The organism is Thermosipho africanus Ob7, assembly GCF_003351105.1.
Lineage (GTDB): Bacteria > Thermotogota > Thermotogae > Thermotogales > Fervidobacteriaceae > Thermosipho > Thermosipho africanus.
In genome coordinates this window covers 63,317-76,364 of record NZ_NKRG01000007.1, presented here as the reverse complement: position 1 = coordinate 76,364, position 13,048 = coordinate 63,317, and the positions used below count along the sequence as shown (strand labels likewise).

Annotated in this window: 9 protein-coding genes; 8 read left to right on the top strand and 1 reads right to left on the bottom strand. The window is 30.2% G+C overall.

Going from position 1 to position 13,048, the window contains the following annotated elements; all coding sequences use genetic code 11:
* Positions 1-5: 5 nt before the first annotated feature.
* Positions 6-1,988 (bottom strand): methyl-accepting chemotaxis protein, encoded by a 1,983-nt coding sequence (locus OB7_RS08055; protein ID WP_114702996.1) that lies wholly within the window; start codon positions 1,986-1,988, stop codon positions 6-8.
* A gap of 124 nt (positions 1,989-2,112) precedes the next feature.
* Here OB7_RS08055 and OB7_RS08050 point away from each other — a divergent pair, with 124 nt between their 5' ends.
* The 8 genes from OB7_RS08050 to ileS all read left to right on the top strand — a co-directional run bounded on the left by OB7_RS08050 (position 2,113) and on the right by ileS (position 13,031).
* Positions 2,113-2,970 (top strand): ABC transporter ATP-binding protein, encoded by an 858-nt coding sequence (locus tag OB7_RS08050; protein ID WP_114702995.1) that lies wholly within the window; start codon positions 2,113-2,115, stop codon positions 2,968-2,970.
* A gap of 11 nt (positions 2,971-2,981) precedes the next feature.
* Positions 2,982-3,779: a DUF2705 family protein gene (locus OB7_RS08045; protein WP_004100458.1), complete on the top strand. Its 798-nt coding sequence runs from the start codon at positions 2,982-2,984 to the stop codon at positions 3,777-3,779.
* A 15-nt stretch (positions 3,780-3,794) separates the two neighbouring features.
* Positions 3,795-4,592, top strand: a complete 798-nt coding sequence (locus OB7_RS08040; protein ID WP_114702994.1) for a DUF2705 family protein — start codon at positions 3,795-3,797, stop codon at positions 4,590-4,592.
* Positions 4,593-5,171 (top strand): TetR/AcrR family transcriptional regulator, encoded by a 579-nt coding sequence (locus tag OB7_RS08035; RefSeq protein ID WP_114702993.1) that lies wholly within the window; start codon positions 4,593-4,595, stop codon positions 5,169-5,171.
* 72 nt (positions 5,172-5,243) lie between these two features.
* Positions 5,244-7,244, top strand: coding sequence for an alpha-amylase family glycosyl hydrolase (locus OB7_RS08030; RefSeq protein WP_114702992.1), 2,001 nt, complete (start codon positions 5,244-5,246; stop codon positions 7,242-7,244).
* A gap of 16 nt (positions 7,245-7,260) precedes the next feature.
* Positions 7,261-9,795, top strand: a complete 2,535-nt coding sequence (gene pulA, locus OB7_RS08025) for a type I pullulanase (RefSeq protein WP_114702991.1) — start codon at positions 7,261-7,263, stop codon at positions 9,793-9,795.
* Between the two features lie 48 nt (positions 9,796-9,843).
* On the top strand, positions 9,844-10,203 hold the full coding sequence (locus OB7_RS08020; protein ID WP_114702990.1) for a response regulator: 360 nt from the start codon (positions 9,844-9,846) through the stop codon (positions 10,201-10,203).
* Positions 10,204-10,298: 95 nt separating this feature from the next.
* The gene (gene ileS / locus OB7_RS08015) at positions 10,299-13,031 is read left to right on the top strand and encodes an isoleucine--tRNA ligase (protein WP_114702989.1); all 2,733 of its coding nucleotides are present in this window, start codon (positions 10,299-10,301) and stop codon (positions 13,029-13,031) included.
* The last annotated feature ends 17 nt before the right edge of the window (positions 13,032-13,048 follow it).

Genomic DNA, 13,048 nt, shown 5'->3' with positions numbered 1-13,048 from the left:
TCCCCCTATAAATTACTTAACTCATCTGATTTTTGAGATATTTGCTTAATCATTTGCGAAATTTCCTCCTGTTTTCTTCTTAATTCCTTGAATTTTTCCTCAACATCTCTTGCTATAGCCTCTATTTTTTGAACTTCTTGTTGAACATTTTGAGAAAGCTGATTTTGCATTTCCGCCATTTCTACAATTATCTTAAATTCTTCAAACATATCGGACATATCATTTGTATTTTCATCAATTGAATTTAAAACACTCTGATTTTTATCAATTACAGTTGAAAGGTTATTTGACAATTCCACAATTATCGAATTAACTTTTGAAAAAGTTCTTCTTGTACTGCCCACTGTTTCATTTATAGACTCTACCAACCTTCCTGTGTCTTGGGACAACTTTCTAATCTCTTCTGCAACCACAGCAAATCCTTTTCCAGCTTCTCCTGCCCTCGCTGCTTCAATTGCAGCATTTAAAGACAACAAATTAGTTTGTTCTGCAATATCTTGAATCTTTGTTGTAACATCTTCGATCATATCAATACCTTTTGAAAATTCAACAAATGACGCATTAAGAGAGTCATTTACTTTTATAAGATCTTTTGTCATCTTCAGTACAATTGAAAGATTTGCTAAATTTTCTCTGGAAGATTGCTCAATCTTTTCACCTATTTTACTTACTTTGTTGATCTTTTCTGATATTTCGTTTGTCTTTTCCTCTACTTCATTTAAAAATCCGTTAAATTTTTCAAGTACAAATAAAAGATTATTTATGTCACTATCAACAATTTTTGCATTCTCGTATAAACTCAAATCTATTTCCTGAACTTTTTTAGTTGTATCAAAAACAACTTGAGAAAGTTCTCTTGCTTTCTGAGACCATCTTTCAAGAATTTTCATGTTCTCTCTTTCTTGTTCTAGCAAATTGTTAATCTTTTCATTTGCAATTTTTGTTTCATTGTTAATTTCAATTATTTTCACAAAAGCATACATACCAAGGGTAATTCCAAATCCTGTCTGAGCAAGATTAAAAAACATATAGTTTACCTCAACCATTCCTAGGATTGAGAAAATAGACAGTAATATTCCAAATACAACACTTCCCAATCCTAGCGTCACTATTCTTTCTGAAAAATTCTTAGAGTTTTTTACAAAGATATATGATATATAGAATAAAGCAAAAATTGCAAACAGATAAAATTGAGAATAATATTCTCTAACAGTTGAAAGATTTGCAGCAAATAAAACTCTTGCATATAAAATCCAGTAAATTATCGCATAAATCTTGAATAATAGATTTTTCTTTATTTTAAACAAGCTATATGCAAATTCTAACGCAAAGTACATTGATAAAGCAGCTCCTAAAATTACAGTCTTTTTCCAAAATAGTAGTGGAGACATTATTAAATTCATTTCATCCAAAGACAATAAAACTGGACTTAAAACTGTTATTGCTCCAAATAATAAACTTTTATCTCTTATTCCAAAATACATAAGGAGCATTAATATAAATATAGCTACTGCAAAACCTGATGTAAAATGATGAAGCATTTCGTTAGCAAAATTATGTTTTTCAACCACACTCTGAATATCTTTTAAATTACCTATATACCAGCTTGATTCAACGCCACCGACATTTTTTGAATAAAATAAAAATTTTGTTGTCCCATTTAATGGAAGATAATAATACCTATGCCATGAATTTAGATCTGGTCCAGTTAAAGAAAATATTAATTTTCCGTCTTGATAAACTTCTACTTTTTGATTGGCAGTAACCGTAAATGCTACATACTTATTTTTTTGATTTAAAACAACTTCAAATTCATGGAGATCTTCATCATTAAATGTTAAAAAACTTTCATCTAAAAGTGCTCCATCAACTTTAAGTTTTGGCAAAAATTCTTGTAATCCATCTTCTTTTAAATACAAGTTGATTGAAAAAATAACTAAAAGAATTACAATTCCTCCAAGTAAGAAGTAAAATAAATTTTTAAACATAACAAACCTCCCTTCAATCTTTTATCATTCTTTTGATTATTTTACCATATTTTGACTTTAACCATAAATATATGATATAATCTTAACTGACCATATGGTCAAATAGTTAGGAGGTGATTTTTAAATGATTAAGGTTAAAAATTTGAAAAAATATTATGGTAAAAATGTTGGCATCGAAGATGTAAGCTTTGAAGTAAAAGAGGGTGAAATAGTTGGATTAATAGGTCCTAATGGTGCTGGAAAAACAACAACCATTAGAATTTTAACGGGATTTCTAACTCCCAATAGCGGTGAAGCATATATTGATGATAAAAAGATGCCATTTGAAATTGACAAAGTCAAAAAAAATATTGGGTATATTCCAGGAGAAGTAAATTTCTATGGTGACATGAAAATAAAAGATTTTCTAAAATTTAACAGGGCATTTTATCAAAATATAGATCAAGATTATGAAAAATATATTATAAAAACCCTAGGAATAGATTTAAATAAAAAATTTAAAGAACTTTCTCTTGGGAACAAAAAGAAAATTGCAATTCTTCAAGCACTAGTACACAAGCCAAAATATTTAATATTAGATGAACCTACAAGTGGTCTTGATCCACTAGTCCAGCAAAAATTTTACGGTCTTTTAGAAGAACATAAAAAAAATGGTGCGGCAATATTGTTCTCATCTCATATATTATCAGAAGTCGAAAAATTATGTGATAAATTTGCAATGATAAAAGATGGAAATATCGTAAAATTTGGAAATATAGAAAGTTTAAAAGATTTTTCCATAAAATTAGTTAATGTATACGGCTTAAAGGAATGTGATCTAATAAAAAAATACAGTTTCAAAAAAGACTCAAAAAGTTACACATTCGAAATAAGATCAATAGAATTAAAAACATTCTTAAATGATCTTTTAAATTGTGAGTTCAAAGATATTGAGATCAAAAACCCTGCACTTGAAGATGTTTTTTTAAAACTTTATAAATAGGTGGTGAAAATATGAATATACTAAAAAAAGAAATAAATCAAAATATAATAGTCATTCTTATTTGGATGATAGTTATATCCCTTTTTATTTGGATGTTTTCGGCTGCAACAACATTCTTTTTAGATGAAAATACACCTGCTTTAAAAATAATCCAAAATATGCCAGAAAAATTATTAAAAACATTTAATATTGAACTTGACGTTTTATCTAAACCGGAAGGTATCTTTGGAACCGAAGGTATGACATTTATGTTTATTTTCTTTGGAATATTTTCCTCAATAATCGCAAGTAAAATTTTTGCAGGTGAATTTGATAATAAAACAATAGAATATTTGCTTGTTAAACCAGTTAGTAGAACTAAAACTTTTTTATCAAAAATAGCAGCCACAATTTTATTTATAACAATACTCTCATTTACTTTCTTGTTTTCAGAGCATATATTCTTTCCTTTATACGTTAAAAATTTTAGCAAGCTTGTTATGAATTATTTTTTCATTTACATATTTATTTCGTCCATTTTCTTTGCATCATTTTCTACGCTTTTATCTATGATATTTAGAAAAAGGAAGCTTGTAAATACTATATCTATATCGTTTGTCTTTTTAATGTTTTTTCTAAATTCTGTTACCGAAGGTGTTGAAAACTTTGAATTTCTTAGAAAAATAAGCATTTTCTATTATTTTTCAACAATAGATATACTTAAAGAACTAACTATAAATTACAGTGCAGTAGCTGCAATTATCTTTATTTCAACAATTTTATTTATTTCATCACATTACATATTCAAAAATAATGATATTTCAATCTAAGGGGAGGCGTAGAAAATGTTAATTTTAAAAAAAGAATTGAGATCTAATATAAAGTTATTTATAATTTGGGCATTTGTATTATTTTTATTTTCTTACATGATCGCCCCTTTTATAGATACAGTAATGAAAGATTCAGAGGAAATGATAAATTTTATTAAATCACTTCCAAAATTTATGGTTAAAATCTTTAACATTTCTGAAAATTCAATAACTCCAGAAGGATTTTTCGGAATGAAAATAATGATGATGGCTCAAATATTTGCAGGGGTTTTTTCCATAATACTTGCATCAAATTTATTTGCTAATGAATTTGAAAATAAAACAATAGAATATTTGCTTGTTAAACCAATAAGTAGAAAAAAAATATACCTTGAAAAACTAATTGCTATTCTTATTTTCTACACACTCTTTTTTCTAATATTCTGCACAAGTGTGTTGGCGCTCTTTAAGGTATATGTAAGTTACGAATACAGTCCTTACATCTTATTTGGATATTCCCTATATCTATATGTCATTGAAATTTTCTTTGGTTGTTTAACAATTTTTCTATCTGTAATATTTCAAAAAACAATTCTTTCTATATCATTATCATTATCAACTTTTATATTAATGTACATAATCGATATTCTGGGAAGCGCAAATGAAAAAATTTCTTTTTTAAGGTATTTATCAATTTTTAAATATATTTCAATTGGTGATACTATAAACAATAATGTAGTATATATAAATAATTCCATAATCCTTATACTTTTAGGCTTTGTAATTTCTCTGTTCGGACTTAAAATATTTACTAGAAAGGATGTCAATATCTAAATGACAAAAAAGGAAAAAATTATTAAATTTGCCCTAAAAGAATTTGCAGAGAAAGGTTTTCTTGCTGCCTCCACAAATACAATTTCAAAAGCTTCAAAAGTTTCAAAAGGGGCAATTTTTTACCACTTTAAAAATAAAGAAAATCTATACATAGAATGTTTTAAAAAAATCCAAGGTGAATATGAAAAAGAATTTTTGAAATTTTATTCTAAAAATCCTCACCTTGATTTTTTTGAGTTTTTAATAAAATGGAGCTATAAAAAAATTGAAATAGCAAAAGAAAAACCTGAGTATCTTCAATTTTTTAAAACAGTTGAATCTATACCTGAGAGTTTAAAAGAAAAAATTTTAAAATTAAATCAAGAAATTTATTCAAAATATATTCCTTTCTTTTTTGAAAAATTTGAAAAACTTGAATTAAAGGAAAACATGGATAAAAATTTTTCCTTTAAAATAACTTTTGAAATATTGGAATATTTATCAAAAAAATACTACTACGAATTTGAAAGCAACCTTGAAAAGATAATGGAAGAAATAGAAAAAGTTATAGATATAATCAAATTTGGAATACTAAAATAGTATAGATATTCTTTTCAAATGTGATATAATATTTTAGGTTTAAATTGGAACCGTTTCTATGGAGGTGACGTGATGTTAAAGGACTTAGAAAAATATTTAAAAAGCAAAATAAGTGGGCATAAAAATTATGCAATTCCTAAGCTTTGGATACATTCTAGCAAAGAAATATTTGGAAATATATTTGAAGAAAAAGGAAATACAATTTTTGTTGATCCATACGAGTTTTTCTATAAAGTTGTTTCATATATAAACTTGCAAAGAAAAGAAAATATAGACTACTCAAAATCAATTTCTAATATAACTGGGGAAAAGGATTGGCATAAAAAGGCAATAATATACGGTAGTTTGCCAAGAATGACAGTTGCATACAATCACAAGGGATTTGCAAATTTTGAAGAAACTGATATATTGGGTTTTAAAGAATCAGGCACATTTTTAAAAATGATTGCTTTACTCATTTATCTTAAAAACTTCAATGTAAATACACTTTACATGCTTCCCATAAGCCAATCTAGCAATTTATTCAAAAAAGGCAGTATTGGTTCACCTTACGCAGTTAAAAATCCTTTAAAACTTGATGAAAATTATCATGATCCTCTACTTGAAGGTTTCAATGTAGAAGAAGAATTTCAAGCGTTAGTAGAAGCAGCTCATATCCTTGGCATTAGAGTTGTCCTTGACTTTATTCCAAGAACCGCTTCAAGAGATTCTGATTTAATAAAGGAACATCCTGATTGGTTCTACTGGATAAAGGTAGATTATCTTTCTGAATATAAACCTCCAATCATTGATAACTTACCATTTAAAATTCCAGATGCAGAAGATATACCTGTAATTTATAGAAACACAGAAGTTCGAAAACATCTAAAAAAATTTGTCGATTCTCCGGATAAGATAGATCCAGAAAAATGGGAAAAGGTTAAAAAAATGGAAGGAAATATTCTAGTAAACATAATAAAAGAATTTGGTATAGTTACACCTCCTGGATTTTCAGACTGGATAAATGATACTCAGCCAACATGGGATGATGTTACATTCCTAAGGTTGTACCTAGACAACCCAAAACTTGCAAAACTACATATATCACCCGATCAAAAGCCTTACATTTTGTTTGACGTAATCAAATCAAGCAAATTCCCAGGTGAAGTTGAAAATATAGAACTTTGGGAATATATTTCTGATATAATCCCTCACTATCAAAAAAAATTTGGAATTGATGGTGCAAGAATTGACATGGGCCATGCACTTCCAAAAAAACTTCAAGAAATGATCATATCAAAAGCCAAAAACAATGATCCTGAATTTATGTTTATAGCTGAAGAACTTGAAATGAAAAATGACAAAAAAGCAATGGAGGAAGGCTACAACGTTATACTAGGTAACAGTTGGTATTCAGTTGCAAGAAGAGAGGAAATGTACAAATTGGTAGAAGAAACATCGGTAAATTTAAAAATTCCATTTGTTGCTTCAGTTGAAACACCAGATACTCCTAGAATAAAGGCAAGAGAATTTGGAGATAAATTAAAATTTCTTTCACCATTTTTAATGTATTTTATACCTAACGGACTTCCCTACATTAACTCAGGGCAAGAAATAGGAGAAATTCAACCAATGAATTTAGGATTAGACAATACAATCTGGGGAAAAACTGTTCTTCCTCCAGATGATGAATTTTATGGAAAACTTGCATTTTTTGATCACTACGTGCTTCACTGGAACAATTATGATGAAAAAGTATTCTCTTTCTTGAAAAATCTTCTATTTTATAGAAAAAAATACGAAGATTTTATACTTTCAGGTGAATTTAAATATGTTTATTTTAATTATCAAGATGGATTTTTGGCAAACTATTCATATTGGAAAGATGATAAAGGTATATTAGTTATTGGAAACCTTGATCTTTCATGGGAAAGAGAGTTTGAAATACACCTTGATAAAACTGTTGGAAAACAAATAGAAATAAAAAGTGTAAAGTTATGGAATGGTTTTGAGGAATATTTCTTAGAGAAAAATAATATTTTAAGGTTAAAACTTAATGCAGGCGATTTTGCTTTAATTATCATTAATGAGTAAATTTGGGAGGGATAGTATGAGTAAAAAGGTATTATTTTTAATTTTTGTATTAATCTCTTTAGTTGCATTTTCAAAAACAGTTATAACCGTTCATTACCACAGATTTGATGATAATTATGCAGGATGGAATCTTTGGATATGGCCTTCAAAACCTGTTTCAATGGAAGGAAAGGCCTATCAATTTACTGAAACTGATGATTTTGGCGTAGTTGCAAAAATAGAACTTGATATGGATTTAGAAGAAGTTGGAATAATAGTAAGATTAAACGAATGGCAGGCAAAAGATGTTGCAAAAGATAGATTTATCAAAATAAAAGATGGAAAAGCGGAGGTGTGGATCTTGCAGGGAGTCGAGGAAATATACACAACAAAGCCAGATACAAGCCCAAGAGTGTTTTTTGCTGCAGCAAAAGATTACAACATAATAGAAGCATACCTTACAAACAAAATCGACACTAAAACATTTAAAAACATCAAAGTAACTGTTGATGGAAAAGAATTAAAAGTTGAAAAGATAGAAAAAGCAGATCCTACAGATCTTTCAGAAACAAATTATATAAGAATTATTTTAAAGGATGCTCTATCAAAAGAAGACTTAAATAAAGATGTAAAATTATTTATTGAGGGCTTCTCTCCGTCTACTGTTTATATGTTAGATGTTTTAGATAATCTTTACTACGATGGAGAACTTGGTTACTTATATAGCAAAGAAAAAACCATCTTTAAAGTATGGTCTCCTGTATCTAAAAAGGCTCAAGTTTTACTCTTCAAAAATGGTGAAGATGAAAAGCCGTACAAGATTGTTGATATGAAATACGTTGGAAATGGTGTCTGGCAAGCAGAAGTTGAAGGAGATCTTGACGGAGTATTTTACAAATACAGATTTGAAAGCTATGGAAAAGTTAGAGAAACTGTTGACTACTATTCAAAAGCAGTCTATAAAAATGGAACAAAAAGTGCTGTAGTAGATCTAAAAAAGACTAATCCTGAAGGCTGGAACAATGATATTAGACCAGCAATGGAAGCACTAGAAGACGCTATAATATACGAAATACACATTGCTGATATGACAGGACTTGATAACTCCGGAGTAAAAAATAAAGCAACATACATAGGATTAACTGAAGAAAATACAAAAGGACCTGGTGGAGTTTCTACAGGGCTTTCTCACCTTGTCGAGCTTGGAATAACACATGTTCATATACTTCCAATGTTTGATTTCTACACTGGTAATGAAGAGGATAAAGATTTTGAAAGAAGCTACAACTGGGGATATGATCCTTATTTATTCACAGTTCCAGAAGGAAGATATTCAACAAATCCGAGTGATCCATACGTTAGGATAAACGAAGTAAAGAAAATGGTTCAAAAACTCCATGAAAAAGGCATTAGAGTTATTCTTGACATGGTATTTCCACATACCTTTGGTATTGGAGAAATTTCACCATTTGACCAAACTGTACCTTACTATTTCTACAGAATTGATAAAACAGGAGCATACCTTAACGAAAGCGGTTGTGGGAATGTTATTGCGTCAGAAAGGCCAATGATGAGGAAATACATAATTGATACTTTGCTATACTGGATAAATGAATACCACGTTGATGGTTTTAGATTTGACCAAATGGGACTTATTGATAAAAAAACAATGCTTGAGTTAGAAAAGGCTGTTCATTCAATAGATCCAACAATAATATTGTATGGTGAACCTTGGGGTGGATGGGGCGCACCTATAAGATTTGGAAAATCAGATGTAGCTGGAACACATATTGCTGCGTTTAACGATGAATTTAGAGATGCTTTGAGGGGCTCCGTTTTCGATGAAAAAGTTAAAGGATTCTTAATGGGGGCGATTGGAAAAGAAACACGCGTTAAAAGAGGTGTGGTAGGAAGCATCTATTATGATTCAAGAATCAAAAGTTTTGCCAGTGATCCAGAAGAAACAATAAATTATGTTGCATGTCATGACAACCACACCCTTTGGGATAAAAACTATTTAGCTGCAAAATATGATAAAAAATACGAATGGACCGATGAAATGTTAAGAAATGCTCAAAAGCTTGCTGGCGCAATTTTACTTACTTCTCAAGGAATACCTTTCATACACGCAGGGCAAGATTTTGCAAGAACTAAAAACTTTAATGAAAATTCTTACAATGCTCCAATTTCAATTAATGGCCTTGACTATCAAAGAAAATATGAATATTTAGATGTCTTTGAATACTATAAAGGATTAATTAAGCTAAGAAAAGAACATCCTGCATTCAGATTAAGAACAGCAGAAGAAATCAAAAAACACCTTAAACTTTTAACAAGCAAAACTAGAAGAATAGTTTCCTTTATGCTTGTCGATAATGCAGGCGGAGATTCCTGGAAAGATATTTTGGTTATATACAATGGAAATGTTGGACCAGTTGAGTATGAACTTCCAGAAGGAATATGGAACGTTGTAGTAAACGGACAAAAAGCTGGCACAGAAATAATAGAAAAAGTTTCTGGTAAAATAAAGCTTGAAGGAATTTCTGCATATGTTTTGTACAAAAATGAATAATATGATATAATTTAGAATGGTGTACTTTGTACTCTAAGGGGTGATAATATGTCAAAGAAAAAAATTCTTGTCGTTGAAGACGAGGATAACATGAGACTTTTAATAACTGAAGAGTTGGAAGAAAGTGGTTACGATGTTGATGAAGCAAGAAACGGGGAAGAGGCTCTTAAAAAATTTAGAGAAAAAGAATATGACCTTGTTACTGTAGATATTGAAATGCCCGGTATGAACGGTTTGGAAGTTGCGGGAAAAATCAGAGAAATAAAAAAAGATGCAAAGATAATAATTTTAACTGCTTATTCTCATTATAAGAGTGATCTTGCATCATGGGCTGCTGATGCATATGTTGTAAAATCTTCAGATTTAACCGAATTAAAAGATACAATTGCAAAAATAATTAATATGTAAGGCATTGCCCTCCCCAAGAAAAAAAGGTGGCGGGAGGGCCACCTTTTTTGTTAATTTAATACCTAAAAACAAATAGATCAAGCGGAGGTGTTTATATGGATTACAAAGAAACGTTAAACCTGCCTTCAACAGAATTTTCAATGAGGGCAAATCTTGTAAAAAAAGAACCAGAAATGCTTAAAAAATGGAAAGAAATGGATGATTATAATCTGGTCTTAAAATCAAGGGAGGGAAAACCAAAATTTGTTCTTCACGATGGCCCTCCATATGCAAATGGAAACATTCATATTGGAACTGCTACAAATAAAATATTAAAAGATATAGTTATTCGCTACAAAACTATGAGGGGATATTATGCTCCTTACGTTCCAGGTTGGGACACTCACGGTCTTCCAATAGAACATAGAGTTTCTGTAGAAATGGGAGAAAAGATAAAAGACATGTCTCCAGTCGAAATAAGGCAAAAATGTAAAGATTTTGCACTCAACTTTGTAAATATTCAACGTGAACAATTCAAAAGATTAGGTGTAAGAGGCGATTGGGATAATCCATATTTAACACTAGATCCAAAATACGAAACCCACATATTAAATATTTTCAAAACACTCGTTAAAAATGGTAATGTATATAGGGGAAACAAACCTGTTTACTGGTGTCCGACTTGTAAAACTGCTCTTGCAGAAGCTGAAGTTGAATATCATGACCACTCTTCACCTTCAATTTATGTAAAATTTAAATTAATTGGTGAAGAAAATACATATGTTGTAATATGGACAACAACTCCTTGGACACTACCTGCAAACGTTGCTATTGCAGTACATCCAGAATATGATTATGTAAAAATTAAAGTTGAGGATGAATACTGGATAGTAGCGGAAGGATTATTAAATAAATTTGCAGCAGAAACTGAAATTAATTATGAAGTTGTTGAAAAATATAAAGGTAAAGATTTAGAGTATAAAAAGGCAAAACATCCATTCATAGATAGGGAATCATTAATTGTGCTTGCCGATTATGTAACACTCGAAGATGGTACAGGTTGTGTTCATACCGCCCCAGGACACGGTGCAGAAGACTATTTAACCGGTTTAAAGTATAACCTACCAGTTCTTTCACCAGTGAATGAAGAAGGAATATTTACTGAAGAAGCAGGGAAATACGCCGGACTAAAAATTTGGGATGCAAATAAAGTAATTATAGAAGACTTAGAAAGATTAGGTACACTTATAAAGACACAAAAAATCGAACATAGCTACCCACACTGCTGGAGATGTAAAAATCCAATTATATTTAGAGCAACTCCTCAATGGTTTATTTCTGTCGATAAAAATAACTTGCGTGAAAAAGTCCTAGAAGAAATCAAAAAAGTTGAATGGCACCCAAAATGGGGTGAAAATAGAATTACGGCAATGGTTAAAGAAAGACCCGACTGGACAATTTCAAGACAAAGGGTATGGGGAACTCCAATCCCTGCAATAAAATGTAAACATTGTGGTGAAGTATTTATTGATGAAAAAGTAATTGATAACTTTATAACAATCGTTGAAAAAGAAGGAACAGATGCATGGTTTAAGCTTCCCGAAAAAGATATTATTCCAGAAGATGTTAAATGTCCAAAATGCGGACATAATGAATTTGAAAAGACATACGATACTTTGGATGTTTGGATTGACTCAGGTTGTTCATTTGAGGCTGTAATAAGATCAAAGGGCGAAAAATTCCCAGTTGATTTATACTTAGAAGGCGATGATCAACACAGAGGTTGGTTCCAAAGTTCTATATTTATGTCCGTTGCACATACAGGTCAAGCTCCATACAAATCTGTTGTAACACATGGATTTATAAAAGACGAGCATGGTAGAAAGATGAGTAAATCTCTTGGAAATGTAATTGATCCAAAAGAAATTGTTGATAAATACGGTGCTGATATTTTAAGGCTCTGGGTTTCCAGTATAGACTTTTTTGACAATATACGCGTTGGTAAAAATATCATTCAACAACAAGTTGAAGTATACAAAAAGATTAGAAATACACTTAGATTCTTACTCGGTAATTTAAGCGACTTTACAAAGAACGATTTAGTCGAATTTGATAAACTTTTACCACTTGATAAATGGGCTCTTGGAAGACTTCAAGAAGTAATATCTCAAGTTACAGAGCATTATGAAAAATACGAATTTTCAAAGGTATATAGCCTTATAAACAGATATTGCACCGTGGAATTAAGTGCAACTTATCTTGATATATTAAAAGATAGGTTGTACGTTGAAACAAAAGATTCGATATATAGACGTTCAGCACAAACTGTCATGTTCTACATTTTAGATGCATTAATTAAAATGCTTGCTCCAGTACTTGTATTCACTTCAGAAGAAGCTTATCAATTAAGCCCACTCAAAGAATTTGACACAGTACATCTTGAGTATTGGCCACAAGTAAGAAAAGAGTTTGTAGATGAAAAATTAATGGAGGAATTTAAAATACTATTCATGGTACGAGATGACGTACTAAAAGCCTTAGAAAATGCAAGGAAAAATGATATAATAGGCCATTCTTTAGATGCAAAAGTAACTTTAAATGGTGTAAATGAACAAATTAACAACGTTCTTGTAAAGTATAAAGATTACCTTGAAGAAATTTTCATTGTCTCTCAAGTTGAAATTGGAGAAGGAAAAGTTAAAGGTGAATTTGCAAATGTAAGTGTAGAAAAGGCAAGTGGCGAAAAATGTCAAAGATGCTGGAAATATAGTGAGGAAACAGGAAAAGATGAAGAATATCCAAATACATGCCCAAGATGTGCTGCTGTTTTAAAAGGTTTAAGAAAATAAATGAAGGTGCTTTCAAG